The following is a 23,464-nucleotide window of genomic DNA, read 5'->3' as shown; positions in this document are numbered from 1 at the left end:
AGTCGGCGCTGTATTGCCTGCGTTTCCTGCTCATGATCAGGTTCTCCTGTCGGAATGATCAGAGCTTAGCGCCTGGTCCGAATTTCGGGGTCCACTTCAAGGCGCCGACGCCCTGGCCCTGTTCACCAAGAACCAGCGGCGCTGGCACGCCAAGCCGCTCGACGAGGCGACGATCACCGCCTTTCGCGAAGCCTGCGAGACTCATGGCTATTCGGCGGCACAGATCCTGCCCCACGACAGCTATCTCATCAATCTCGGCCATCCCGAGCGCGAGGGGCTGGAAAAATCCCGCGCGGCCTTTCTCGATGGGTGCCAGCGTTGCGAGCAGCTGGGGCTGACATTGCTGAATTTCCATCCCGGCAGCCACCTGGGCCGCATCAGCGAGGCGGACTGCCTGGCACGCATTGCCGAATCGATCAATGAAGCCCATGCACGAACCCGCACGGTCGTCGCCGTGCTGGAAAATACCGCCGGGCAGGGCACCAACCTCGGGCATCGTTTCGAGCACCTGTCCGCCATTATCGAAGCGGTCGAGGACAAGACCCGAGTCGGCGTCTGCCTGGACACCTGTCACGCTTTCGCCGCCGGCTACGACCTGCGCAGTGCCGAGGCGACCACCGCCACCCTCGACGAATTCGGCGCGGTGATCGGCTTCGACTACCTGCGCGGCATGCATCTCAACGATGCCAGGAGCGCGTTCGCCAGCCGGGTCGACCGCCATCACAGCCTCGGCCAGGGCAATATCGGCCTGGCGGCATTCACCACCCTCATGCGCGATCCGCGCATCGATGACATCCCCCTGATTCTGGAAACCATCGATTCATCGCTGTGGGCCGAGGAGATTGCCTGGCTGCGCGCCCAGCAATTCGAGCCCTCCTGACACCCGGGAACCCCCTAACCATGCAAGACAACGGCTTTTTCAACTGGCTGGGCGAGCGACTGGGTGACGCCCTGCGCGAGCTCATCGACTTTCTGAATCACCTGTTCGGCGGCGCCTTCGCGGCGGCACGGGATTTCGTCGACGGGCTGACCGCCTCACTGGGCATCAGCGACTCGCTGTTCGCCATGCTGATGCTGATCATCGGCCTGCTGATGCTGTACAAGGGGCTGCGCGGCTTTCTGCGCGGCGCCGTGATCGGTGCCCTGATCTGGACCCTGCTCGGGCTGGCCATACTGAGCTGGCTGATCGCCTGACGCGTGTTTTGCCGGACGACTCGCCAGACGCCCCGCCCTCGTGTTGAACTGACCCTCTTCCACTCACACGAAACGGAGAGCCCGCCATGCAGGACTGCGCCAAACGCCTGATCGCCATCGGCATGCTGCTGATGGCCATGACCGCCACCGCCTTCGCCCAGCAGACCACGAACGGCAACGCGAACAACGTCCAGACCCGCACCGTCCAGGACTGGCAGGTACGCTGCCCGACGGATACCAGTCAGGGCCGCTGCTCCATGACCCAGCTGGTCAACGCCCCGGACGACGATCGGCCGGTGCTGCGCGTGGTGGTGACCTATCCGCCCCAGGTCGATGGGCCGGCCATGGTCTTCCTGCTGCCGCTGGGTGTACGTCTGGCTCCGGGGCTGCAGCTGGCCGTGGACGGCGGCAAGCCGGTCAAGTTCCCCTACCAGGTCTGCGTACCGGACGGCTGCCGTGCGGATATTCCCGTCAAGCCGGAACTGATGCAGCAGTTGCGTCAGGGCAGCCAGGCCACATTGAGCCTGATCGACCCGCGCGGCCAGCGCATGGACCTGTCCATCTCGCTGATGGGCTTCAGCAACGCCAGCGAGCAGATCGCGCCCTGAAACGCGTTATCTGCCTGCCAACGACAAACGGGGCGCCCCAAGGGGCGCCCCGTTTGCGTTCGCACAGGCCGCGAGTGCCTCACTCGGCCAACGCTTTCTCCACCACCTCGTAGACATTGGGCGAGAGCTCCTCGGCGCGAATACGCTCGAGCTCCGCCTTCATCAACACCTGGCGTGTCTCGTCGTAACGCCGCCAGCGGGTCAGCGGGGTGATGATCCGCGCAGCGATCTCCGGGTTGAGCGTGTTGAGCGCGATCACCACGTCGGCGAGCAGCTTGTAGCCTTCGCCGTCGAGGCGATGGAAGTTGACCCGGTTCTGGCCCGCGAAGGCGCCGATCAGCGCGCGCACCCGGTTGGGGTTCTTGAGCGAGAATGCCGGATGCTCCATCAGGTACTTGACCCGGTCGAGCGCATCCGCCTGCGGCCGCGTGACCTGGAGGCTGAACCACTGATCCATCACCAGCGGATCGTGCGCCCACTTCTCACCGAAGGCCCTGAGAAGCGGGTCGGCAACCTCGTTGCGCGAACTGTGGACCAGCAGGGTCAGCGCCGCGCGCACATCGGTCATGTTGTGGTCGGCCTCGAACTGCTGGCGGGCCAGCTCAATGGCTTCCTCGTCCTCGATGCTGATCAGGTACGCCAGGGCGACGTTCTTCAGGCGACGCCCGGCGATCTGCTCGGCGGAAGGCGCGTAGGGTGCTTCGGAGCGATTGGCCCGGTAGAGCGCCATGAAGTCATCGCGCAGCGCCGTGGCCAGCGACTGACGCACGAACTCGCGCGCCGCGTGGATGGCATCCACGTCGACCACCGGCTGCTGCTCGGCGATGTACGCCTCGGACGGCAGCGTGAGCATCTCGGCGAGCACCGCCTTGTCGTCGGCCGGCTCGTTGAGCAGCCCGCGGAATGCCTCGACCACCCGCGCATCCATGACCTTCTCGACACCGTTGCGGTGCGCGGCGATCAGATCGTCCAGGGCCAGCATGGCCAGCCGCTGCCCGGCATCCCAGCGGTTGAAACCGTCGGAATCGTGCGTGAGCAGGAATGCCAGATCCTCGCGGCCGTAGGGGAAGCGCATCTTGACCGGCGCCGAGAAACCGCGCAGCAGCGACGGCACCGGGGCTTCGGCAACGTCGGTGAAGATGAAGGTCTGCTCGTCCTCGCGCAGGTGCAGCACCCCCTCCTTGCCCAGCTTCTCCTTGCCGTCGGCACCAGCGAGGGTCAGGGTCAGATCCTCGCCGGACTTGGTACCCACCAGCCCCACTCGCACCGGGATGTGCAGCGGCAGCTTGTCGGGCTGGCCCGGCGTGGCCGGCGTACGCTGGCGCAGCGTCAGGTGATATTCGGCCGACGCATAGTCGTACTCGCCATGCGCGTCGATCTCCGGCGTGCCGGCCTGGGAATACCAGCGCATGAACTGATCGAGATCGAGCCCGGACACCTCGGCCATGCAGCCGGCGAAGTCCTCGATGGTCACCGCCTGGCCGTCGAAACGCTCGAAGTACAGATCACTGCCCTTGCGAAAGGTCTCCCAGCCCAGCAGATTGCGCAGCATGCGCACGATCTCCGCACCCTTCTCGTAGATGGTCAGGGTGTAGAAGTTGGAGATCTCGATGTAGTGGTCGGGCTGGACCGGGTGCGCAGTAGGGCCGGCATCCTCGGCGAACTGCGCGGTACGCAGGAAGGAGACATCCTCGATGCGCTTGACCGGCGCCGAGTTCATGTCGGCGGAGAAGCTCTGATCGCGGAAGACCGTGAAGCCTTCCTTGAGCGAGAGCTGGAACCAGTCGCGGCAGGTCACGCGGTTGCCCGACCAGTTGTGGAAGTACTCGTGGGCGACCACCCCCTCGACACGCTGGAAGGCCGCATCGGTGGCGGTCTGCGGATGAGTCAGCACCGCCGCCGAGTTGAAGATGTTGAGGCCCTTGTTCTCCATCGCGCCCATGTTGAAGTCGTCGACGGCGACGATCATGAACAGGTCGAGGTCGTACTCGCGGCCGTAGGTCGTCTCGTCCCACTCCATGGCCGCCTTGAGCGAGCGCATGGCGTGGTCGGTCTTCTCCAGGTTGGCCGGCTCGACCCACAGCTGCAGGGTGACCTCGCGACCGCTGCGGGTGGTGAAGTGGTCCTCGACCTTCTTCAGGTCACCGGCCACCAGCGCGAACAGGTAGCTGGGCTTGGGGTGCGGATCTTCCCAGGTGACGAAGTGCCGACCATTGGGCAGTTCGCCGCGCTCGACCGGGTTGCCGTTGGAGAGCAGCACCGGCAGCGAGGCGCTGTCGCCGATCACCGTGGTCGAGAAGGTCGCCATCACGTCCGGACGATCCGGATAGAAGGTGATGCGGCGGAAACCCTGGGCCTCGCACTGGGTGCAGAACATGCCGTTGGACAGGTACAGCCCTTCCAGCGCGGTGTTGCTGGCCGGATCGATCTCGACCTCGGTCTCCAGACGCAGTCGGTCCGGGGCGTCGGGAATGGTCAGCGAGGCATCGTCGAGGCGGTACTCGCCATCGTCGAGCTCCTGACCGTCGATGGCGATGCGCTTGAGGGTGAGCTTCTCGCCATCCAGCACCAGCGGCCGGCCCGGCGCACTGTCCGGGTGACGTTCGAGGTGCAGCACGGCACTGACCCGCGTCGCCGCGGGTACGAGATCGAACTTGAGATCGACATGCGTGACGCGAAAGGCCGGCGGCTGGTAATCCTTCAGGTAGACCGGCTGCGGGGCAGCGTCGACGGGCTTGATCTCCGCTTCTTCGGAAACGCGCGTATCGGACATGGAACGAGTACTCCTGTACAAGGTTACCGGCATTGTACGGCGAGCAAGGCAGGAGTCTCAAAGTCAGCCGGGAAGCCCGGCAGTCAGCGCCCGGAGCGGGACGACACACGACTCGCCTCGTCCAGCCGCCGTTGCGCCGCCGCATCGGCGGCGGCGGCAAACGGGCAGGCACCGCGCGGCTCGGGACGGGTGATGATCCACAGCCCCAGCGCGAACAGGCCGACGATCAGCCCCAGCCTGACCACCAGCGCCCCCACGGTGAAGCCGATCACCAGCGACGAGACGACCAGCATGGTCGCCGCCATCCACTTGGCGTGGCGGGGGATGGCGCGCTCGTCCTCCCAGGCAAGGATCGGCGGCCCGAAGCGCGGGTGACGGCGAATCCAGTGCGCGAAACGCGGCGATCCCCGCGAGGCCAGCCACACCGCCAGCAGCATGAAGCCGGTCGTGGGCATGACGGGCAGGAACAGACCTATCACGCCGAGCGCGAAGCTGACGGCGGCCAGGCTTGCGTAGATGGCGTGCTTGAGGTTGGGCATGGGGCTTTCTCCCGAACGCGACGCTCCTAGCCTACCGGATTTCGCTCGCCGACGGATGGATCGCATCGTCGCACCCGGCACGTCCGCCGGCGCACGGCAAGCGATCGCCGGGCCCGAACGGGGCACGCCGGAACGAAACCGGACCCGACGCTCGCCCCTTCATGACACCCGTCCTCCGCTCGGCGAGGAAATGCAAACCGGCTATCACCAGCCTAGACAAGATTCCAGCACATCAGTCGCGAAAGTTGTTGAACTGCAGCGGCAACTCGATGGACTCATCGCCCTTGAGCAGGGCGATGGCCTGCTGCAGGTCGTCGCGCTTCTTGCCGGTGACCCGCACCTTGTCGCCCTGGATCTGCGCCTGCACCTTGAGCTTGGCGTCCTTGAGCGTCTTGACAATCTTCTTGGCCAGCGGCTGGTCGATGCCCTGACGCAGGACGATGCGCTGGCGCACCCGCACGCCGCCGGTCTCGGCGTCCTCCTCCTCGAGACAGCCGACATCGATGCCGCGGGCGATCAGGCGACCCTTCAGGAGGTCGAGCATCTGGCGCAGCTGGAACTCGGCCTCCGCCTCCATGAGCACGGCGCCGGTTTCCTCGGTGAAGCTCGCGTCGACGCCGCGGAAGTCGAAGCGGGTGGTGAGTTCACGATTGGCCTGGTCGACGGCGTTGGTGACTTCGTGCTTGTCGAGTTCGGACACGATATCGAAAGAGGGCATGACAGGGCTCCGGTAGGTGAACGGCGCCATCCTAGCCGATCGGCGAAGGCGCTGCAGCCGCTGGTGTCACTGACTCGGCCGGCGTCGATGCACCCAGCGGCTTGTCCATCTGCCAGGCGGCGCAACCATCGACGTAGTAGTCATCCAGCCAGCGGCGCGGCAGGTAGCCCATGCGCCGATACAGGCCCATGGCGACGCGGTTGTCGGCACGGACTTCCAGGCTCAGGCGCTGCATGCCACGGTCGACGGCGACTGCCTCCAGCGCATTGAGCAGCCGCCGCCCCACGCCGCCGCCACGCAGCGCGGGATGCACACAGAAGGAATAGAGGCGGGCGGTGCGACTGTTGCGCCGGAACAGCAGAGTCCCATAGCCCTGCAGCTCGCCGTCGGCATCGACGACGACCCGGGTCACGGCGTTGGCGCGCTTGAGCAGGTGCGAAAGCTGACGGCGCGAGAAGCGATCCCCGGCGAAGCAGGCCTGCTCGAGTCGGCACAGGGCCTCGAGATCCTCCGGACGGGCGTCGCGAAGCAGCGGTGGGTGCGGCGAATTCATGGGTGATTCCGAAACTGGCGGCGACGGCATTGTCGGATGCTGAAAAGCGCCCTGTCATTGCCTGGTTGCATGAAATTATTTCACCATCGACCCGGCTTGTAGCGAGTGCCGGTCAAGCGCATGCTAGCGGCAATTTTGCCCCGTCCGGCTCCCCCTTGCACGCAGGAAATGCACCCATGGCTCCCTTGCGCATCGTCGTCGACCGCCTTTCCGACTGGCAGCCCTACTACCCCTCGGAAGATCTGATCACCGCTGCCGATTACCTCGCGCGCGAGGATGATGCCCTCGATGGCGTCACCCACGTCATCAACCTGTGCAGCGGCCTGGACTACCTAGAGACCGGCTACTATGTCTCGCTGCTCGCCCAGGCTCGAGGGCAGCGAGTACTGCCTACGGTCGAGACGCTCAATCAGCTGTCCCGCAAGGCGCTGGTCGACCTCCAGCTGGAATCACTGGCTCCCTTGATGGACCGGCTGGCCCGGCACGGCGCGCTCCCCGGCGAGGCCTTCACGCTGCGGGTGATGTTCGGCGAGTGCCTGGAGGATGGCCTTGGCAGGCTGGCCCGCCGACTCTTCGAACGCCTGCCCTGCCCGTTGCTCGAGGCACGCTTCCAGCGCCGTCAGGGGCTGTGGCGGCTGACCCGACTCAAGCCGCTGGCGCTCACCGCCCTGCGCGGCGCGGAACAGGACCTGTTCGCCCAGGCCCTGAACCGGCACTCGCGCAAGGTCTGGCGCACGCCCAAGGCGCGCCGGCGCTACCGCTACGACCTGGCGATCCTCGTCGATCCCAAGGAAACGCTGCCGCCCAGCAACAGGAGCGCGCTCAAGCAGTTCATTCGTGCCGGCCGCCGGCTGGGCATCGACGTGTCACTGATCACCAAGCGCGACGAGGGGCGGCTCGCCGAGTTCGACGCCCTGTTCATCCGCGAGACGACCAGCCTCGACCACCACACCTACCGCATGGCGCGGCGTGCCGAGCACGAGGGGCTGGTAGTAATCGACGATCCGCGCTCGATCCTGCGCTGCACCAACAAGGTCTACCTGCACGAGTTGCTGCGCGCCAGGGGCGTGCCCGCCCCGGACGGCCTGCTGCTGTATCGCGACGACCTGCGGCGGCTACCCGAAAAGGCCGCCGATCTGCAGTTCCCGATGGTGCTCAAGGTGCCCGACGGGGCATTCTCGCGCGGAGTGGTCAAGATCACCTCCAGCGAGCAGCTCGTCCAGGAGGCCGAGCGGCTGTTCGCCTCCTCCGCCCTGCTGCTGCTCCAGGAGTGGCTACCCACCGATTTCGACTGGCGGATCGGCGTGCTCGACGGCAAGGTGCTGTTCGCCAGCCGCTACTACATGGCCCGCGGCCACTGGCAGATCTACGACCATTCCCGCGGCAGGACGCGCAGCGGCGGCTTCACCACCCACGGCCCCGAGGACGTACCGAAACCGGTGATCCGCGCCGCCCTCAAGGCTACCCGGCTGATCGGCGACGGCCTCTACGGGGTGGATCTCAAGCAGATCGGCGAACGGGTGGTGGTGATCGAGGTCAACGACAATCCCAATCTCGACGCCGGTGTCGAGGACGTGGTGCTCGGCCCGCGCCTCTACGACACCGTGATGGGAGTGTTCCTCGAGCGCATGGAGAGCAATCGGCGGCGGCCGGGGTGACGGGGCAGCGTCACTCCACCACGACCTCATACCCGGTGAACTTGCGCAGGTTGATCACCCCGGTGTCGAACATCAGGTATTGGCCCTTCAGGCCCATCAGGGTGCCGCCGACGGCGGGCGTCTTGTCGAAGTTGAGCGAGACCACCTTGGTGGGCGATTCGAGCACCGGGTAGTCGAGCGTCACCGGGGCCTCGTCGAGGGGGCGGATGGCGTCCGTGCCGAAGCGCTCGCGCAGTTCATCGAGCCCCGCGGCCAGCCCCTCGAGCAGCCGGTCACGCTCGGCGACCAGATCGAGCGGCGCCACCTCGCCCTTGAGCATCGCCCGCCAGTTGGTGCGATCCGCCACCTCGCGCTTGAACAGCGTCTCGACGAAGCCCGACTGCTGGCGGGTGTCGACCTCGAGGATCGGCAGCGCCTGGACAGCGCCCTGATCCAGCCAGCGGGTGGGCACCTGGGTCCGTCGGGTGATGCCAACCTTGAGCCCCGAGGAGTTGGCCAGGTAGACCACATGCGGCCGGAAGCAGTGGCGCTCGCCCCATTCGGGCTCGCGGCAGGTACCGGCGAAGTAGTGGCAGGTTTCCGGCTTGACGATGCAAGTGTCGCACTGCGCCAGCCGCTTGAAGCAGGGGTAACAGTAGCCCTGACCGAAACTCTTGCGGGTAGCACGCCCGCAGTGGGTGCAGGCGATGGCACCGGTATGGGTCAGGGTGAGCCGCTGCCCCAGCCGCGCATTGAGGTCCAGACGCAGCTCACCGGCGCGCAGGGTGTAGCGCGCCGGCTCGCCGTCGTCGCCGGGCTCGATCGCCATCTTGCGCAGGCAGCCCTGGCGGGTGATCAGTTCATCCACTTGATGCTGTCCTCGCCGCCGGCGCTGGACTGGCTGGAGCAGGTGCCCTCGAGATAGCCGACCCGCTCGCTCTCGGGCACGTTGTGCTCGATCTCGTAGCGCATGACGGCCTCCAGGCACAGTTCGGTCTGCTCGGGGGTGAGAAAGCGCCCGTCGGGCCATTTGCGCAGCGCCACGGCCTGCTTGAGGCTCTGATAGATCTCGGGCGTCATCTGCTCGATCATGCGCGCGAAGGTCATGTCACTCATCGTCGTCAACTCCGGTAAATCCGAACTCCATTGTCTCACGTCGCGCTGGCGAGCGTCTGCTCAGGCCGTGCGGGCCGGGGTACGGCTGGCCCACAGGCCGATGCCCAGCCCGATCAGCAACCCGCCCAGGTGCGCCTCGTTGGCGACATTGCCGAAGCCCACCGGGGCGGCGAAATCGGTCATGGTGAAGACCATCCAGCCGATCATGAACACCACCAGCATGGTCGGCACAAAAAAGCCGCTGTGCGGCCGCCGCCGCGCCATCAGCCAGACATAGCCCAGCAGCGCGTAGTCGACACCCGACATGCCGCCGAACAGCACCGTGCCGGTGGCGTACTGCGCCAGGTTCGAGCCCAGCGCGCTGGCCAGCACCACCCAGACGAAACGCCGCGAGCCGTGCAGACTCTCGATCTGACGACCGAAGTACCACAGCCACAGCATGTTGAAGATCAGGTGCATCCAGCCGAAATGCATCAGGGCCGGTGTCAGCAATCGCCACAGCTGGCCGGATGCCAGCGTCTCGCCCAGGGCACCGACCTGCACGCCGTTGCCGACCAGGGTCACGGGCACGATCGTCAACGCCGCCAGGAGCCGGTCGCCGAACAGTGCCATCAGGCCGAAAACCGCCACACACAGCACGACCAGCCCCGCCGCCGCCGGGGCCTCCGCCAGCACACCCTGGCGCCAGTTCGTGCCGGCACGCGGCTCGTCGGGGGCGACGGCGAGAGTATCTCCGCGCTGCCAGCGCTCGACCAGGCGCATCAGCGCCTCGTGCTGGCGGGGGTCGGCCAGCCACAGGACCTGCCCTTCTTCCTCGTGGCTGATGCGATGACCGATGCGTCGCGCCCACAGCGCCTGGCGCAGGGTGCGGGTATCGATATCGTGCGGAATGATCAGCACCTTGTGCATGACGAACCCTCAGACGATGGAAAGCAGGACAACCGCAGCGACAGGGCGACAAAAAGAAAAGTCCGGCGGAGGGGGCCGCCGGACAATGAGCAAGGGATCATTCAAGGGAACACTGACTCTGACGGGCGCTGCGGCGAGAAGTTTCATGACGACGCAAAAAATTGTGTAATTAATTGTAAAACCTTCAATCCAGGTCGATTTCCCAGGGTCGCGGCCGCGAACGCTCGTCCCGCGGCACCCGCAGCCAGACGAACTTGTCGGCGTCCAGCCGGGCCTCGCCGTCCCAGCGGTAGGCCACCAGCCGGCCGTACTTGACCGCGCTGTAGTCCAGGCAGGCGATGTTGGGCGCCGGCAGCGCCGGCACGCCCTCGCACCAGTAGTGCCCCAGGAACAGCGGCGGCTGCTCCGGCCCGTAGTAGGTCAGGCGCTGGCGCTCGCTCGCCGACAGCGGGCGCGATTCGAGATCCCCCGGCAGGTTGTCTGGCTGGAAGACCACATCGCCGTAGGTACGCGGATGGCGGGCCCAGAAGTGGGCGCGGAAGGTGCGCCGCGTAAAGCCGTCGCCGGACTGGATCTCAATGCCCTCGGGCAGGCGCAGGTGTGTGCCGCGGGTCAGCCGCTCGAGCACCCGGAAGGCGAAACTGTCGGGGTCGGCCGAGGCGTCCAGGAACGCCTCGTCGATGCGGGCGTTCGGGTACGTGGCCAGGAAACGCTCGATCAGGGGCGCGTCCCAGCAGGCATGCACCACGCGCATGCCATCGAGCTCGAGCAGCAGCGGAATGTTCATGAACCACGCCAGCACGTCTTCCCACTCGTCGGGATGATCGCGGTACTGCTCGAGCGTCTCGCGGATGATCCGATTATGGCGCGGCGTGTGTTCCCGCAGCCACTGGCAGCCGGTGCCGTCCGGGCAGCGTCGGTTGTAGGCCAGGGCATTGAACTCATGGTTGCCCATCACGATATGGGCCTCGCCGGCTTCCACCATGTTGCGAGCGATCGACACGGCCAGACGAATGCGCGGCCCCCGGTCGATCAGGTCGCCCAGGAACACCGCCTTGCGCCGCGGGTGGCGATAGACGCCATCCTGGCGGTGATAGCCCAGCTTCTCGAGCAGGGCGCCCAGCGTGGCGCCACAACCGTGCACATCACCGATCAGGTCATAGCCTTCGATACCGCCGCTCATGCTCATCTCACTCCCCCAGCCGGCTGCTCCAGCCGAGCTTGCTGCGACAGATCTCGTAGTAATTGTGGCCCCGCGGGTGGATCAGCGTGAGCCGCTGGGGTTTGCGGCGCACATAGAGGATGTCACCGGGCTTGGAGACCACCTGGGTCTGGCCGTCGCAGCTGACATGCGGATAGGCCTCGTTGGTCTCGCCGATATGCAGGGTGATCTCGCTGGCGGCGTCGACCACGATCGGCCGGCTCGACAGGGTGTGGGGAAACATCGGCACCAGGGTGATGGCCTCGAGCCCCGGATGGACGATCGGCCCGCCGCCGGACAGCGCATAGGCGGTGGAGCCGGTGGGTGTGGCGATGATCAGCCCGTCCGAGCGCTGGCTGTAGACGAACTGGCCGTCGACGAACAGCTCGAACTCGATCATGCGGGCCGCCTTGCCGGGATGCACGACGACGTCATTGAGCCCGTCGGCGGTGCCGACCAGCGAGCCGTTGCGGAACACCTCGGCATCCAGCAGGAAGCGCTGCTCGCTGTCATAATGACCGTCCAGCACCGCACCGACCTTGTCCTCGACCTCGTCGGGGGAGATATCGGTCAGAAAGCCCAGCCGCCCACGGTTGACGCCAAGCACCGGGGTGCCGCTCAGGCACATGGCGCGCCCGGCGCCCAGCAGGCTGCCGTCACCGCCGACCACGATCACCAGGTCGCAGATATCGCCCAGCAGGCGCCGGCTCGACTCCTGCTGGCCATGATCCAGCAGCACGGTGGCGGTACGATCCTCGATGATGACATGATGCCCCCGGGCATTCAGGAAACGGATCAGGCGCCGCAGCGTCTCAACCACCTTGGCACTGCCCAGGCGACCGATGAGACCGATGTTCTTGAAGGGTTGCATGCATGTTCCCCAGCCACGTCGAGCGGGTCATTATGCGGGCAGGGCAGGGCCCGGGCAAACGCCGCCGCCGCGTGCCGGCCACCCACTGGCGGCCGCCCGCCGCCCCACACACCAGGGAGACGCCGATGACTCACCCGCGGGAACTCGAGATCGATGCGCGCCTGCGCCATCCCGTGGTCCGCGACCTGGCCTGGCTGCTGCAGGCCCCCGACCTGCTCGACACCCCCTACCCCGGCCGCCCCGGGCTCGACGAACTGGCACTCGATGATCCCGACCGGCGCCAGGCCTGGCTGCGGGAACTGGAGCAGCGGCCCGGCGATCTCGAACGGGCGGTCGCCCACCGTCTGGGCGGACGGTTGGGTCTCTACCACGAGGCACTCTGGCACTTCCTGATCGCCCGGGCACCCGGCACCCGGCTGCTGGCGGCCAACCTGTCGATTCGCGACGCCCGCGGGGTGACCCTCGGCGAACTCGACCTGCTGTACCGCCGGCGCGGCGACGCCACCGTCGTGCACCTGGAACTGGCGATCAAGTACTACCTGGGGCTGGAAGCAGGTCCGGGCGACGACACCGCGCCGGCGCGCTGGATCGGCCCGGGCTGCGCCGACTCGCTGGCCATCAAGAGCCGGCGAGCCCTGACCCATCAGCTGACGATGAGCCGTCGTCCTGAAGCGCGGGAACGCCTGGCAGCGTACAGCGACGCGCCGGTGGAGCAGCGCCTGGCCCTGCTGGGCATCCTGTTTCGTCCGGCCGTCATGCACGGCGGCGCCCTTCCACTGCCGCGCGGCACCACTGCCGGCGCCCTGATCGGCGAATGGCTGCCGCTGAGCGCCTGGCCCCGTTATACCGGCAGGCTAATCGCCCCCGTTTGCGGTGCCTTTCTCGACAAGCCGCACTGGCTGGCGCCGCCACCCACCGACCAGCTGATGCCTCTGGGCGCCCTGACGGACGCCCTGCTGGCACGCTTTCGAGCACGCCGGACACCCTGCCAACTGGCCCTGCGCGACGCCGGCGGCGGGCACCGTCGGGTCTTCGTGGTACCCGACGGCTGGCCACACCTGATCCCGCTCATGCCACGCTGACACCTTCACCCGCGTATCAGCGCGCGATGAGCAGAACCTTCATGGCTTTCTCCTCGGCGGCGTTGCCGAAGACCCGATACGCCGACTCGATATCGTCCAGGTCGAAACGGTGAGAGATCAGCTCGGCGGGCTGCAGCTTGCCACCCTGCAGGGTCTGCAGCAGCATCGGGGTGGTGTTAGTGTTGACCAGCCCGGTGGTCAGCGTCACGTTCTGGATCCACAGCTTTTCGATGTGCAGCTCCACGCTCTTGCCGTGCACGCCGATATTGGCAATGTGCCCCCCCGGCACCACGATCGACTGGCAGACATCGAAGCTCGCCGGCACACCCACCGCCTCGATCGCCACATCCACGCCCTTGCCATCGGTCAGTGCCAGGATGGCATCGGCCGCCGAGCTTTCCCGGGCATCGATGACGTCGGTCGCCCCCAGTCGGATGGCCATCTCGAGCCGTGCCGGATCCATGTCGGTCACGATGATCCGCGACGGCGAGTAGAACTGGGCGGTCAGCAGGGTCGCCATGCCGATCGGCCCGGCACCGACGATCGCCACGGTGTCCCCCGGCTTGACGCAGCCGTTGAGCACGCCGATCTCGAAGCCAGTAGGCAGGATGTCGCTGAGCATCACCAGCGCTTCCTCGTCGGCCTCGGGCGGTACCGGGTACAGGCTGTTGTCGGCGTGCGGAATGCGCACGAACTCGGCCTGGGTGCCATCGATGAGGTGGCCGAGAATCCAGCCGCCGTCCTCGCAGTGGGAATACAGCTGACGCTTGCAGGCCGGACAACGACCGCAGGACGTGATGCATGAGATCAGCACGCGATCGCCGGGCTTGACGTTGCTCACCGCATCGCCGACTTCCTCGACGATACCCACGCCTTCGTGGCCCAGCGTCAGGCCGGCGGGTACCTCGGGAACATCGCCCTTGAGGATGTGCAGGTCGGTCCCGCAGATGGTGGTGTAGAGAATCCGCACTACCGCATCGGTAGGCTTGTCGAGAGTCGGGCGAGGCTTGTCCTGCCAGGCTTTTTTGCCGGGGCCCTGATAGACGAGTGCTTTCATGGCAACGCTCCTGAACGTGACGATGACCGGCTGTCATCCGTTCAGGAGCATGGCGCATGGGGCCGGACGCGCCTTGACGCGAATCAGCCTCCGACGCGGTGGCGTGTGCCGGAGCTGACCGGGATCAAGACGTCACGCGACACCGGGCACCCGGCGTCGCGTCCACCACTCATTGATCAGCAGCGAGGCGAGGATGATGGCGCCACCGGAGGCCAGCCGCACCAGGTCGGCATCGCGATTCCAGATCAGCAGGTTGACCACCAGCCCGGCGGGAATCAGCGCATTGTTCATGATCGCCAGCGCGCCGGCATCGACGCGAGTGGCCCCCTTGTTCCACAGAAAATAGCCAAGCCCGGACGCGGCCAGCCCCAGCCACAGCAGCACGCCCCACTGAACGCCTGTGGTGGGCAGCTTCGCCGTGCCCAGCAGGCCATAGGCCAGGGCCACCAGTACCAGCGCCCCCAGATAGAACCAGCCGAACACGCTGCGCTGGGGGACCTCGGCGAGCAGGCGGACGGCCAGATGTCGGTAGGCGACCTGACCGACGGCGAAGCACAGATTGGCGCCCTGCACGACCAGAAAGCCCAGCCAGAAGGAGTCACTGACGCCCTGATAACGGATCACCGCTGCACCGGCTACCGCAATCGCTGCCGTCAGCAGGTAGAATGGGGAAAAGCGCCGGGCCATGGCGTCGTCCAGCAGGGCGACGTACACCGGCGTGAAGATGGTGAACAGCAATACCTCGGGCACGCTCAGCAGCAAGAAGGACTGATAGAAGAAGATGTACATCAGTCCCAGCTGCACCGCCCCGACGGCCATCAGCAGCAGCTTGACCCGGTTGGCCACCGCACGCGGCCGCAGGAAGGGCAGGAACAGCAGGCTGGCCAGGCCGATGCGTATCAGCACGGCGAGGTAGCTGTCGACCTGGCCGGCGAGATAGACGCCGATCAGCGAGAAGGAAAACGCCCACAGGGCCGTGACACCGATCAGGTAGGACATGACGCAATCATCCGAGAGAGAAGCTGTCGAGCCGGCAATGGTAGCGCTGCGCCGCCACCTCCTGTCAACGTCGGAAGTTTATTTTAGTTCACTGCCCGGTGCGCGCTCGCAAACCGGCTGGGCGGGAAACGGCGAAGGCCGCGTAGCGGTCACCACCGATGAGGATGGCAGTGTGGTCTTCACCGAAAGCGGCCGGTTTCACCCGGCCGTCGCCCCCGACGCGCCGGCGGTGAGCTTTCGCAACGTGTTTCGCTGGAGGTTTCTGGCCGACCGGGTCAGCCTGGCGCACGAGCGCCGCGGCGCAGAAGCCGCCGTACGACTGTTCGACCTGGCGCCGGAAGACACCGCCAACACGTGGGCATCGTGCCATGACCACATCTGTGGCGATGATCGCTATCGGGCATGGCTTGTATTGGGGCCACTGGGATTCGATCTGCGCTGGACCATCGAGGGGCCGCGCAAGGATGAACATCTACATTATCGCTATCGGCGGGCGGCGTCGGCCGGCGTGCGCTGACCGACGCCCGGGAGTGTAACGGGAGGGAAAGCCGGCTTACTTGTGCAAACGGGCCTTGCTCATGCCCCAGCAGACCAGCTTGGCCATCACCCAGCCTGCCAGCAGCAGCAGTAGCACCGTCAGCAGCATGGAGACCGGCTTGACGATGCAGGTCGCCCCCACCACGGCGGCGGCGGTGCACCACACCCAGCGGTCGTCCTGGCTACGCAGTACCCGGGGAATCCGGCGTTCGACGAACTGGCCGAACCCTCCTTCCCAGCCTTTCCAGGTCAGAAACAGGATCACGGCGAATGCGATCAGCCAGATCACGGTCACGGTCATTTATCAGCTCCTGAGAGATCACACGAACTCGGTATCACGGGTATCGTCAACGTACGCGCACTCCGGGGCGCACGATCGATGACGAGGGAATCATGCCGATGGATCATCACAACCTGTCCCGCGTCGGCTGACGCAGGGGAAAGCCTTCCGGGCAAACGCGGTGACGGAAAACGGTCGACTTGCATCGTGGATGCCATGAAGGCCCTGGCCGGATGTCCTGACGGCAGGGTACCCCCGCCCCGGGGCACGCGCAACCGGCCGACGGCGCTCACCATGCGCCCATGAGCCACGCTTGTTGAATCACGGTCATGTCGTTCCCGAGGGACTTGAAAAAATTCCCCCTGCCCCTGACAGCCCGGGGTCGAGACGTTACCATGAGCCTGACATGCACATACCGAAAGGTTCATCACATCATGCAGATTGCGCAGAATTCCGTTGTCGCGTTCCACTACACCCTGACCAACGACGCGGGTGAAGTGCTGGACAGCTCGGAAGGCCGCGAGCCGCTGACGTATCTTCACGGTGCCGGTAACATCATTCCGGGGCTGGAGAAGAAGCTGGAAGGTCACCAGAGCGGCGATAAGCTGCAGGTGGACGTCAGCCCCGAGGAAGGCTACGGCGAAAAGCAGGACGCCCTCGTCCAGGAAGTGCCGCGTGATGCCTTCCAGGGCGTCGAGAGCGTCGAGCCGGGCATGCAGTTCCAGGCTCAGACCCAGGGTGGCCCGCTGATGGTCACCGTGACCAGCGTGGAAGGCGACACCGTCACCGTCGACGGCAACCATCCGCTGGCCGGCCAGCAGCTCAACTTCGACGTCGAGATCGCCGAAGTGCGTGAAGCTTCCGCCGAGGAAATCGAGCACGGCCACGTGCACGGCGAAGACGGCCACGAGCACTGAGGATTCCGCGCTCCGCCCACGGCGGACACGTGGCCCGACGGGGCAGCCTCTGGCTGCCCCGTTTTCGTTTACCGGATACACTCGCCTGACGCAACGCCCGCCTCAACACGCCTTCTGCTCCTCGAGCCGCCGCAGTGTCCGATACCCGCCCCACAGCCGGGTCGCGGTGGTCACCAGGCAGGCGGCGGTGAACACGCCCGCCAGCACGACGAAATGCGCCGGCCACAGGCAGAAGGCCACGAAGGCCAGGATCGTCTCCGTGCCCTCGGTGAGCCCATCGAGATAGAAGAAGGCCTTGTGGGGGAAGTCCGGGCGCTCGAGCCGATGGCGCGCGGCCACGATGGCAAAGGCCAGAAAGGAGCTGGCGGTGCCCATGAAGGCGAACAGCAACCAGGCGGCCGCCAGGGCGTTCGCGGCCGGGTCGGCCATCGCGAAGCCGAGCACCACGGCGGCGTAGAAGACGAAGTCCAGGCCGATGTCGAGAAAGCCCCCGGCGCCGCTGGCCCGATGCGTCCGACGCGCCAGGGCACCGTCCAGCCCGTCGGCCAGGCGATTGAGCAGGATGACCACCAGCGCCGCACCGAACCACTGCCCGGCCAGCAGCGGCAGCGCCAGCAGCCCGACGGCGAATCCGCCGACCGTGACCTGCCCGGGCGTGATGCGCAGCCGGGCCAGCCCGCCGGCCAGGTAACGCAATGGCGGCTGGGTCCAGCGGGCCGTCCAGCGATCCAGCATGTCGTCTCCTCGTGGTCTTGTCAGTCGCGATCGGCGCCGCGTCGGCGCCAGGCGAAATAGCGCCCCAGCAGGTCCAGCAGCCGCTGGGGCTTGTGGGCATTGCGCCAGACCCCGGCGGTGGCCCTGGCCGCCTCCGCATAGGTGGGGTAGGCATGGATCGTGCCCAGCAGCTTGCCGAGGCCGAGGCCGTGGGTCATGGCGAGGGTGAACTCGGCCAGCAGTTCCCCGGCGGCATCGCCGACCACGCTCGCCCCGAGGATGCGATCCTTGCCGGGTACCGTGAGCACCTTGATGAAGCCGTCGGTCCGCCCGTCGACGATCGCCCGGTCGAGTTCGCCGAAGGCGTAGCGGGTCACCTCGAAGGCCACGTTCCGGGCATTGGCTTCCTGCTCGTTGAGGCCCACCCGACCGACCTCGGGTTCGGTGAAGGTCAGGGACGGCAGGTTGCTGTCATCGACCGCAAAGCGCCGAAATTCGCCGAACAGGGCATTGATCGTGGCGTGCCAGGCCTGATGCGCCCCGGCATGGGTAAACTGATGGGGGCTGGCGACATCGCCGCAGGCCCAGATATTGGGCTGAAGGCTGCGCAGGGTGGTATCGACCGCGACAGTGCCCCCGGCGTCGAGCTCGATGCCCAGCGCCTCCAGCCCCAGCCCCGCGACGTTGGCCTCGCGCCCCACCGCCAGCAGCAGGTCCGAGAACGGCAGCCGCTGCCGGGCGCCCTCCCCCGACTCGACCACCAGGCAGCGCCCGTTCGGCATGGCGGAATCGCGCTCGACCCGCAACGCCCGGGTCTGCCGATGAACCTCGACCCCTTCGGCGACGAGACGCTTGCGCAGCGGTTCGCTGACATCGGCATCTTCGCGCGGCAGCAATCGTTCGGCCCGCTGCACCAGCGTGACCCGACTGCCCAGACGCGCGAAGGCCTGGCCCAGTTCACAGCCCACCGGGCCGCCGCCCAGCACCAGCAGGTGCTCGGGCAAACGCTCGAGCCGCCAGAGCGTCTCGGTGGTCAGACAGACGCCCGCCTCGAGCCCCGGCAGCGCCGGAACGCGCGGACGCGCCCCGGTGGCGAGAATCACGTGCCGAGTGGTCAGCACGCGCTCGCCGACGCGGACTTCCCAGGGCGTCTGCAGATGCGCCGTGCCTTCGACCACCTCGACGCCCAGCGAACGGTAACGCTCGGGGCTGTCATGCGGCGCCACCGCCTCGACGGCCTGATACACGCCGGCCATCACCGTGGAAAAATCGACACGCGGCGCCTCGACCTGAATGCCCCGGGCCGGCGCCTCGCGCACGCGCTGGGCCAGCCGCGCTGCGTGTATCAGCGCCTTGGAAGGCACACAACCGGTATTCAGGCAGTCCCCGCCCATGCGCTCGCGCTCGACCAGCGCCACCCGGGCCTGCAAGGCGCTGGCGATGTAGCTGGCCACCAGCCCGGCCGAGCCGGCACCGATCACCACCACGTCGTAGTCGAACCCCTTCGGCCGTGGGTAGCGCTTCGTCAGGCGACGCCGCTCGACCCAGGTGGCAACGCGCCGGGCGAGCAGCGGGAACACGCCCAGCAGCACGAACGAGGCCACCAGGGTGGGCGACAGCACGTCGCCGACCGCATCGACCTCGCCGAGCGCGCGCCCGGCATTCACGTAGACCACGGTGCCCGGCAGCATGCCCAGCTGGCTGACCCAGTAGAAGGTGCCGACCCGCATGCGCGTCAGCCCCATCACCAGATTGATCACGAAGAAGGGAAACAGCGGCACCAGCCGCAGCGTGAACAGATAGACGGCCCCCTCGCGGCGAATGCCGTCGTTGATGCGTTGCAGCTGGCGCGCGAAGCGCCGCTCGACGCTCTCCCGGGCCAGCCAGCGCGCGACCAGAAAGGCCAGCACGGCACCGAAGCTGCTGGCAAACGAGACGATGATGACACCCTGCGCCAGGCCGAACAGTGCCCCCGCCAGCAGGGTCAGCAGCGCTGCACCGGGTAGCGAGAGCGCCGCCATCAGCACATACCCGGCGAAGAAACCGCCGGCCACCACCAACGGCTGGGCGGCGAACCACGCCTGAAAATCGGCCTGACGCGCCTTGAGGGTTTGCAGCGTCAGCCAGTCATCGGCACCGGCCAGGAAGAACAGCGCGATGAGCGCCAGCAGCACGAGCAGGGCAATCAGGCGGGGTCGCGTCACGTCGGGACTCCTCGTCGATGAAGGAAAGCGCATCCGGCAGGCGATGCGAACCGTACCGTTATACTGACGAACTCGCGTTGCGGATTCACGCGACCGCCCTGACATCGACGATTCAAGAGGTTCCCGCCATGCGTCTCGCGATACTGACCCTGCTGCTCGTGATGGCCGCCGGAGTCCTCCCGGCCCAGGCCGGGGAGACCCGCACCGCCACCTTCGCCGGTGGCTGCTTCTGGTGTGTCGAGGAGGCCTTCGACCAGGTCGAGGGTGTGATCAGCACCACTTCAGGCTATACCGGCGGTGACCAGCGCCACCCGACCTACAAGCAGGTCTCGGCGGGCGGCACCGGTCACGCCGAAGCCGTGGAAGTGGCCTACGACCCGCAGCGGGTGGACTATGCCACCCTGCTGCGGGCGTTCTGGCACAACATCGACCCCTTTGCCGAGAATCGTCAGTTCTGTGATGCCGGCAACCAGTATCGCAGTGCAATCTTCTATCACGACGAGCGGCAGAAACAGCTCGCCGAGCAGAGCCGCGCGGCACTGGCCAAGCGTTTCGAGCGGCCGATCGCCACACAGATCGTCCCCGCCAGGGACTTCTGGAAGGCCGAGACGTACCATCAGGACTACTACCGCAAGAATCCCATCCGCTATCACTTCTACAAGGCCGGTTGCGGCCGTGAAGCACGCCTCAAGGAAATCTGGGGCGACCAGGCCGGCCGCCCCGGCGAGTGAAGCGCGGGAATATCACCCCTGGCTGACAGCGGCCTGCGGACGCCGCTCGCGCCGCCACAGCCACACCGCCGTCGTCAGCGTCACCAGCAGCACCAGCCAGGAGCCCGCCACCAGGGCCGGCCAGCCGCCGGCCTGCCACCAGGGCTCCAGATAGAAGCCACCGAGACTCGCGCCCAGGTAGTAGCACACCAGATACAGGGCCGAAGCGGTCCCGCGGGCCTGGGTCGCCTGCCGGCTCACCCAGCTCGAGGCCATCGAGTGGCAGAAGAAAAACCCGAAGGCATTGATGGTCAGCCCCGCCAGGATGCCGGCCAGTGACTCGCTGAGCGTGACCAGGCTGCCCAGCATGAAGATGCCGATGCCCAGCAGCATGCACAGCGGCTGGGCCAGCTTCTGCGCCACACGTCCGGACAGCGCCGAGCCCAGGGTGCCGCCGAGATAGGTGACGAAGATCATCCCCAGCCACTGGGTCGTCAGCGAATACGGCGCATCGCTCAGGCGGAACGTCATGTAGCTGTACTGGTTGATGAAGATCAGGAAATTCAGCCCGCCGATCAGATAGGCGGCCAGCAGCAACGGGTTGCGCAGATGCGCGCGCATGCCGCCGAGCGCCACGTCGAGCCGCAGCGAGGCGGGCCGGAAATTGCGCGCCGGGGGCAGCAGGCGCCAGAAGACCGCCAGACAGACCAGGCTCAGCGCCCCGACGGTCAGGAAGCTCGCCTGCCAGCCGCCGTACTCGCCGGCAAAGCCGCCGACCACCCGGCCGCCGATGCCGCCCAGGGTATTGGCGCTGATGTACAGCCCCACGGCCAGCATCAGGGCGCGCCGGTCGAACTCGTCCCCCATCCAGGCAATCGCCACCGCCGGCAGTCCGCCCAGGGCCAGCCCCTGCAGGGCCCGCAGAACCAGCAGGCTGGTGAAATCGGGCACCCAGGGCAGCAATAGCGAGCACAGCGCCGCTACCAGCAGGCTCACGCGCATGATCGCGCCGCGGCCGATAGCGTCGGAGAGTGGGCCGTAGATCAGCAGTGAACCGGCCAGGGTCAGCGTCGCCACGCCCATGACCATGGCGCTGGACAGCGTCGAGACACCGAACGCCACCCGCAGGTCGGGCAGCAGCGGCTGGGCGGCATACAGGTTGACGAAGACGGTGAAGGAGCCCAGGCAGAGTGCCAGCGTGGCACGCCACCAGTCGCGACTGTGCGCTTCAATCATGTGTTTCTCCAGCAGTGACGGGCGCATAGCATCGCCCATCGCGCTATCATCGGCCAAATAGTGCTTGAAGATGATAACGATCGGATTTTGTGATGCCCCTGCCCTTCGACCTGCGCGCCCTGCGCGTCTTCCTCGCCGTGGCCGACCACGGTGGCTTCACACGTGCCGCTCGCGAGCTGCACCTGGCTCAGTCCGCGGTCAGCCAGACCGTCGCCACCCTCGAGTCGCGCCTGGAGCTGACGCTCTTTCACCGCCACGAGCGACGCATCACCCTGACCCCGGAAGGAGACCTGCTGCGGGACAAGGCACGAGCGCTGCTGGAACATGCCGATGCGGTGCATCTGGCCATGCGCGAGGTTCACGGACTGGTCAAGGGCGAGGTACGCATCGGGATTCCGTCGATGCTGGGATCGTACTATTTCCCGCCGGTGCTGATGGGCTTCAAGGCCCGCCATCCGGGGATTCGCCTGACGGTCGTGGAAGCGGGAACGCGGCGCCTGCAGCGGATGATCGCCGACGGCGAGCTTGATCTGGGGGTGATCATCTCGGCCCCCGAGCTGACCACGCTCGAGCAGCACGAACTGCTCAGTGAAGAGATGGTGGTCTGCGTGCCGCGGGATCACCGTTTTGCCACGCGTCGCCGCGTGACGGCCGAGGAGGTCTTCAACGAACCGCTGGTGCTCTTTCAGGACGGGTATTTCCATCGCGAGTTCGTCGACCGCTTGGCCGGTGAACTCGGGCGCCAGCCGCAGATCGCCTTTCAGTCCAACCTCATTGCCTTGACCAAGGCGATCGTGCGCCAGGGGTTCGGCATCACCACCTTCCTGCGCCGGGTGGTGACGGAGGAGGATCTGGCGGCGGTGCCCCTCGATCCGCCCGCCTGGCTCGACCTGTCGCTGGCGTGGTCACGCGGCGCCTATCTGTCCCGCGCGGAAAGCGCCTTCGTCGACTTCGTGCTCGAGCATCGTGCCCAGCTATGACGCCCGCCGCTCATTCACGGGCCAGCAGCCAGCGCTGGGCCAGCTCGACACGCGGCAGCGGGCGCCGTGCCTGCCAGTAGTAGCGGCGCCAGTAGACGTTGTCGAGCCGGGATATCTTCACCCCCCGCGACGTGGAAGCATGCAGGAAGCGCCCGCTGCCGACATAGACGCCGACGTGGTTGTAGGGTCCGGGCGGACGGAAGAATATCAGGTCACCGGCCTGGAGCTCGTCGCGGGTGACCTGCTCCCCTTCCCGCACCTGATCGTCGGTGGTGCGCGGCAGGCTGACGGCGAACGCCTCGCTGAAGATACGCTGCATCAGTGCCGAACAGTCGATGCCGCGGCGGCTGTCGCCGCCCAGCACATAGGGCGTTCCGACCCAGCGCTCGTGCTCGTCGAGCAGGGCCTCGCGGATCAGGCTGGGGGACGCCTGGCGAAAGCGCAGGATCTGCTCGGCCAGCCGATCGGCGGGCAGGTCGCTTCTCGGCGACGGCGCCTTTGACGTCTCGCGCGGCGCGGTGGGCTCGGTTGACGGTGTGGCGGCACAGCCGGCCAGCAGCCCGGCCACAGCCAGGGCGGACACGCAGACACGGAGCATCCAGCAACCCTATCGTGATGGAGGAGCCGAC

24 protein-coding genes and 1 pseudogene are annotated in these 23,464 nt (G+C 66.8%); 9 read left to right on the top strand and 16 right to left on the bottom strand.

Features of this window, described 5'->3' with window-relative positions; genetic code table 11:
* Positions 1 to 100: 100 nt before the first annotated feature.
* The 3 genes and pseudogenes from nfo to ACTCB7_RS15815 form a co-directional block, all read left to right on the top strand.
* Positions 101 to 880 (top strand): annotated as a pseudogene (nfo, locus tag ACTCB7_RS15825) (deoxyribonuclease IV); the annotation flags it as partial.
* Positions 881 to 900: 20 nt separating this feature from the next.
* On the top strand, positions 901 to 1,194 hold the full coding sequence (locus ACTCB7_RS15820; RefSeq protein ID WP_463007449.1) for a hypothetical protein: 294 nt from the start codon (positions 901 to 903) through the stop codon (positions 1,192 to 1,194).
* Between the two features lie 86 nt (positions 1,195 to 1,280).
* Positions 1,281 to 1,802, top strand: a complete 522-nt coding sequence (locus ACTCB7_RS15815; RefSeq protein ID WP_463007448.1) for an invasion associated locus B family protein — start codon at positions 1,281 to 1,283, stop codon at positions 1,800 to 1,802.
* 79 nt (positions 1,803 to 1,881) lie between these two features.
* On the opposite strand, the gene pepN is transcribed toward ACTCB7_RS15815, so the two are convergent.
* The 4 genes from pepN to ACTCB7_RS15795 all read right to left on the bottom strand — a co-directional run bounded on the left by pepN (position 1,882) and on the right by ACTCB7_RS15795 (position 6,385).
* The gene (pepN, locus tag ACTCB7_RS15810) at positions 1,882 to 4,575 is read right to left on the bottom strand and encodes an aminopeptidase N (protein ID WP_463007447.1); all 2,694 of its coding nucleotides are present in this window, start codon (positions 4,573 to 4,575) and stop codon (positions 1,882 to 1,884) included.
* Positions 4,576 to 4,658: 83 nt separating this feature from the next.
* Entirely contained in the window at positions 4,659 to 5,114 is a 456-nt protein-coding gene (locus ACTCB7_RS15805; protein WP_463007446.1) for a YbaN family protein, read from the bottom strand.
* A gap of 232 nt (positions 5,115 to 5,346) precedes the next feature.
* Positions 5,347 to 5,832 carry a YajQ family cyclic di-GMP-binding protein gene (locus ACTCB7_RS15800; RefSeq protein ID WP_463007445.1) on the bottom strand — a complete coding sequence of 162 codons (486 nt, stop codon included), beginning with the start codon at positions 5,830 to 5,832 and terminating at the stop codon, positions 5,347 to 5,349.
* 31 nt (positions 5,833 to 5,863) lie between these two features.
* Positions 5,864 to 6,385 carry a GNAT family N-acetyltransferase gene (locus tag ACTCB7_RS15795; protein WP_463007444.1) on the bottom strand — a complete coding sequence of 174 codons (522 nt, stop codon included), beginning with the start codon at positions 6,383 to 6,385 and terminating at the stop codon, positions 5,864 to 5,866.
* Positions 6,386 to 6,561: 176 nt separating this feature from the next.
* Here ACTCB7_RS15795 and ACTCB7_RS15790 point away from each other — a divergent pair, with 176 nt between their 5' ends.
* Positions 6,562 to 8,043 carry a RimK family protein gene (locus ACTCB7_RS15790; protein WP_463007443.1) on the top strand — a complete coding sequence of 494 codons (1,482 nt, stop codon included), beginning with the start codon at positions 6,562 to 6,564 and terminating at the stop codon, positions 8,041 to 8,043.
* 10 nt (positions 8,044 to 8,053) lie between these two features.
* On the opposite strand, the gene ACTCB7_RS15785 is transcribed toward ACTCB7_RS15790, so the two are convergent.
* From ACTCB7_RS15785 to ACTCB7_RS15765, 5 genes are all read right to left on the bottom strand, one after another.
* Positions 8,054 to 8,851, bottom strand: a complete 798-nt coding sequence (locus tag ACTCB7_RS15785; protein WP_463007452.1) for a DUF2797 domain-containing protein — start codon at positions 8,849 to 8,851, stop codon at positions 8,054 to 8,056.
* A gap of 26 nt (positions 8,852 to 8,877) precedes the next feature.
* A complete protein-coding gene (locus ACTCB7_RS15780; protein ID WP_463007442.1) occupies positions 8,878 to 9,138 on the bottom strand; it encodes a YeaC family protein in 261 nt (86 codons plus the stop codon).
* A 60-nt stretch (positions 9,139 to 9,198) separates the two neighbouring features.
* Complete coding sequence (locus ACTCB7_RS15775; protein ID WP_163648420.1) at positions 9,199 to 10,047, bottom strand: rhomboid family intramembrane serine protease; 849 nt, start codon at positions 10,045 to 10,047, stop codon at positions 9,199 to 9,201.
* A gap of 184 nt (positions 10,048 to 10,231) precedes the next feature.
* Positions 10,232 to 11,236, bottom strand: a complete 1,005-nt coding sequence (locus tag ACTCB7_RS15770; RefSeq protein ID WP_463007441.1) for a metallophosphoesterase — start codon at positions 11,234 to 11,236, stop codon at positions 10,232 to 10,234.
* 1 nt (position 11,237) lies between these two features.
* The gene (locus ACTCB7_RS15765; RefSeq protein ID WP_463007440.1) at positions 11,238 to 12,119 is read right to left on the bottom strand and encodes an NAD(+) kinase; all 882 of its coding nucleotides are present in this window, start codon (positions 12,117 to 12,119) and stop codon (positions 11,238 to 11,240) included.
* Between the two features lie 125 nt (positions 12,120 to 12,244).
* Here ACTCB7_RS15765 and ACTCB7_RS15760 point away from each other — a divergent pair, with 125 nt between their 5' ends.
* Entirely contained in the window at positions 12,245 to 13,201 is a 957-nt protein-coding gene (locus tag ACTCB7_RS15760; RefSeq protein WP_463007439.1) for a DUF1853 family protein, read from the top strand.
* Positions 13,202 to 13,217: 16 nt separating this feature from the next.
* Here ACTCB7_RS15760 and ACTCB7_RS15755 read toward each other — a convergent pair whose 3' ends face one another.
* Both ACTCB7_RS15755 and ACTCB7_RS15750 read right to left on the bottom strand, forming a co-directional pair.
* Positions 13,218 to 14,258, bottom strand: coding sequence for a zinc-dependent alcohol dehydrogenase family protein (locus tag ACTCB7_RS15755; RefSeq protein ID WP_463007438.1), 1,041 nt, complete (start codon positions 14,256 to 14,258; stop codon positions 13,218 to 13,220).
* Positions 14,259 to 14,390: 132 nt separating this feature from the next.
* On the bottom strand, positions 14,391 to 15,257 hold the full coding sequence (locus ACTCB7_RS15750) for an EamA family transporter (RefSeq protein ID WP_463007437.1): 867 nt from the start codon (positions 15,255 to 15,257) through the stop codon (positions 14,391 to 14,393).
* On the opposite strand from ACTCB7_RS15750, the gene ACTCB7_RS15745 reads away from it, so the two are divergent.
* The gene (locus ACTCB7_RS15745; RefSeq protein ID WP_463007436.1) at positions 15,256 to 15,774 is read left to right on the top strand and encodes a DUF6314 family protein; all 519 of its coding nucleotides are present in this window, start codon (positions 15,256 to 15,258) and stop codon (positions 15,772 to 15,774) included. The two genes, ACTCB7_RS15750 and ACTCB7_RS15745, sit on opposite strands and share 2 nt — an antisense overlap.
* Positions 15,775 to 15,810: 36 nt before the next feature.
* Here the strand turns inward: ACTCB7_RS15745 and ACTCB7_RS15740 are convergent, their stop codons facing one another.
* Complete coding sequence (locus ACTCB7_RS15740) at positions 15,811 to 16,095, bottom strand: hypothetical protein (protein ID WP_163648414.1); 285 nt, start codon at positions 16,093 to 16,095, stop codon at positions 15,811 to 15,813.
* Positions 16,096 to 16,508: 413 nt separating this feature from the next.
* Between ACTCB7_RS15740 and slyD the strand changes: the two genes are divergently transcribed.
* Positions 16,509 to 16,991 (top strand): peptidylprolyl isomerase, encoded by a 483-nt coding sequence (slyD, locus tag ACTCB7_RS15735; protein ID WP_163648413.1) that lies wholly within the window; start codon positions 16,509 to 16,511, stop codon positions 16,989 to 16,991.
* Between the two features lie 102 nt (positions 16,992 to 17,093).
* Here the strand turns inward: slyD and ACTCB7_RS15730 are convergent, their stop codons facing one another.
* Both ACTCB7_RS15730 and ACTCB7_RS15725 read right to left on the bottom strand, forming a co-directional pair.
* The gene (locus ACTCB7_RS15730) at positions 17,094 to 17,726 is read right to left on the bottom strand and encodes a CDP-alcohol phosphatidyltransferase family protein (protein WP_463007435.1); all 633 of its coding nucleotides are present in this window, start codon (positions 17,724 to 17,726) and stop codon (positions 17,094 to 17,096) included.
* Between the two features lie 20 nt (positions 17,727 to 17,746).
* Positions 17,747 to 19,909 carry an FAD-dependent oxidoreductase gene (locus ACTCB7_RS15725; RefSeq protein WP_463007434.1) on the bottom strand — a complete coding sequence of 721 codons (2,163 nt, stop codon included), beginning with the start codon at positions 19,907 to 19,909 and terminating at the stop codon, positions 17,747 to 17,749.
* 128 nt (positions 19,910 to 20,037) lie between these two features.
* Here ACTCB7_RS15725 and msrA point away from each other — a divergent pair, with 128 nt between their 5' ends.
* The gene (gene msrA / locus ACTCB7_RS15720) at positions 20,038 to 20,640 is read left to right on the top strand and encodes a peptide-methionine (S)-S-oxide reductase MsrA (RefSeq protein WP_463007433.1); all 603 of its coding nucleotides are present in this window, start codon (positions 20,038 to 20,040) and stop codon (positions 20,638 to 20,640) included.
* Between the two features lie 12 nt (positions 20,641 to 20,652).
* Here the strand turns inward: msrA and ACTCB7_RS15715 are convergent, their stop codons facing one another.
* Complete coding sequence (locus tag ACTCB7_RS15715; protein ID WP_463007432.1) at positions 20,653 to 21,855, bottom strand: MFS transporter; 1,203 nt, start codon at positions 21,853 to 21,855, stop codon at positions 20,653 to 20,655.
* Between the two features lie 92 nt (positions 21,856 to 21,947).
* On the opposite strand from ACTCB7_RS15715, the gene ACTCB7_RS15710 reads away from it, so the two are divergent.
* Positions 21,948 to 22,835 carry a LysR family transcriptional regulator gene (locus ACTCB7_RS15710; protein ID WP_463007431.1) on the top strand — a complete coding sequence of 296 codons (888 nt, stop codon included), beginning with the start codon at positions 21,948 to 21,950 and terminating at the stop codon, positions 22,833 to 22,835.
* 10 nt (positions 22,836 to 22,845) lie between these two features.
* Here ACTCB7_RS15710 and ACTCB7_RS15705 read toward each other — a convergent pair whose 3' ends face one another.
* Entirely contained in the window at positions 22,846 to 23,418 is a 573-nt protein-coding gene (locus tag ACTCB7_RS15705) for a C40 family peptidase (RefSeq protein ID WP_463007430.1), read from the bottom strand.
* Positions 23,419 to 23,464 lie beyond the last annotated feature (46 nt).

It is taken from the genome of Modicisalibacter sp., assembly GCF_055145905.1.
This window is presented reverse-complemented; position numbering and strand designations above follow the sequence as displayed.

What these genes read in the sequence shown, in the direction of transcription:
- ACTCB7_RS15820 (WP_463007449.1), top strand. Translation starts at nt 901, where the DNA reads ATGCAAGACAACGGCTTTTTCAACTGGCTGGGCGAGCGACTGGGTGAC.
- ACTCB7_RS15815 (WP_463007448.1), top strand. Translation starts at nt 1,281, where the DNA reads ATGCAGGACTGCGCCAAACGCCTGATCGCCATCGGCATGCTGCTGATG.
- pepN (WP_463007447.1), bottom strand. Translation starts at nt 4,575, where the DNA reads ATGTCCGATACGCGCGTTTCCGAAGAAGCGGAGATCAAGCCCGTCGAC.
- ACTCB7_RS15805 (WP_463007446.1), bottom strand. Translation starts at nt 5,114, where the DNA reads ATGCCCAACCTCAAGCACGCCATCTACGCAAGCCTGGCCGCCGTCAGC.
- ACTCB7_RS15800 (WP_463007445.1), bottom strand. Translation starts at nt 5,832, where the DNA reads ATGCCCTCTTTCGATATCGTGTCCGAACTCGACAAGCACGAAGTCACC.
- ACTCB7_RS15795 (WP_463007444.1), bottom strand. Translation starts at nt 6,385, where the DNA reads ATGAATTCGCCGCACCCACCGCTGCTTCGCGACGCCCGTCCGGAGGAT.
- ACTCB7_RS15790 (WP_463007443.1), top strand. Translation starts at nt 6,562, where the DNA reads ATGGCTCCCTTGCGCATCGTCGTCGACCGCCTTTCCGACTGGCAGCCC.
- ACTCB7_RS15785 (WP_463007452.1), bottom strand. Translation starts at nt 8,851, where the DNA reads ATGGCGATCGAGCCCGGCGACGACGGCGAGCCGGCGCGCTACACCCTG.
- ACTCB7_RS15780 (WP_463007442.1), bottom strand. Translation starts at nt 9,138, where the DNA reads ATGAGTGACATGACCTTCGCGCGCATGATCGAGCAGATGACGCCCGAG.
- ACTCB7_RS15775 (WP_163648420.1), bottom strand. Translation starts at nt 10,047, where the DNA reads ATGCACAAGGTGCTGATCATTCCGCACGATATCGATACCCGCACCCTG.
- ACTCB7_RS15770 (WP_463007441.1), bottom strand. Translation starts at nt 11,236, where the DNA reads ATGAGCATGAGCGGCGGTATCGAAGGCTATGACCTGATCGGTGATGTG.
- ACTCB7_RS15765 (WP_463007440.1), bottom strand. Translation starts at nt 12,119, where the DNA reads ATGCAACCCTTCAAGAACATCGGTCTCATCGGTCGCCTGGGCAGTGCC.
- ACTCB7_RS15760 (WP_463007439.1), top strand. Translation starts at nt 12,245, where the DNA reads ATGACTCACCCGCGGGAACTCGAGATCGATGCGCGCCTGCGCCATCCC.
- ACTCB7_RS15755 (WP_463007438.1), bottom strand. Translation starts at nt 14,258, where the DNA reads ATGAAAGCACTCGTCTATCAGGGCCCCGGCAAAAAAGCCTGGCAGGAC.
- ACTCB7_RS15745 (WP_463007436.1), top strand. Translation starts at nt 15,256, where the DNA reads ATGACGCAATCATCCGAGAGAGAAGCTGTCGAGCCGGCAATGGTAGCG.
- ACTCB7_RS15750 (WP_463007437.1), bottom strand. Translation starts at nt 15,257, where the DNA reads ATGTCCTACCTGATCGGTGTCACGGCCCTGTGGGCGTTTTCCTTCTCG.
- ACTCB7_RS15740 (WP_163648414.1), bottom strand. Translation starts at nt 16,095, where the DNA reads ATGACCGTGACCGTGATCTGGCTGATCGCATTCGCCGTGATCCTGTTT.
- slyD (WP_163648413.1), top strand. Translation starts at nt 16,509, where the DNA reads ATGCAGATTGCGCAGAATTCCGTTGTCGCGTTCCACTACACCCTGACC.
- ACTCB7_RS15730 (WP_463007435.1), bottom strand. Translation starts at nt 17,726, where the DNA reads ATGCTGGATCGCTGGACGGCCCGCTGGACCCAGCCGCCATTGCGTTAC.
- msrA (WP_463007433.1), top strand. Translation starts at nt 20,038, where the DNA reads ATGCGTCTCGCGATACTGACCCTGCTGCTCGTGATGGCCGCCGGAGTC.
- ACTCB7_RS15715 (WP_463007432.1), bottom strand. Translation starts at nt 21,855, where the DNA reads ATGATTGAAGCGCACAGTCGCGACTGGTGGCGTGCCACGCTGGCACTC.
- ACTCB7_RS15710 (WP_463007431.1), top strand. Translation starts at nt 21,948, where the DNA reads ATGCCCCTGCCCTTCGACCTGCGCGCCCTGCGCGTCTTCCTCGCCGTG.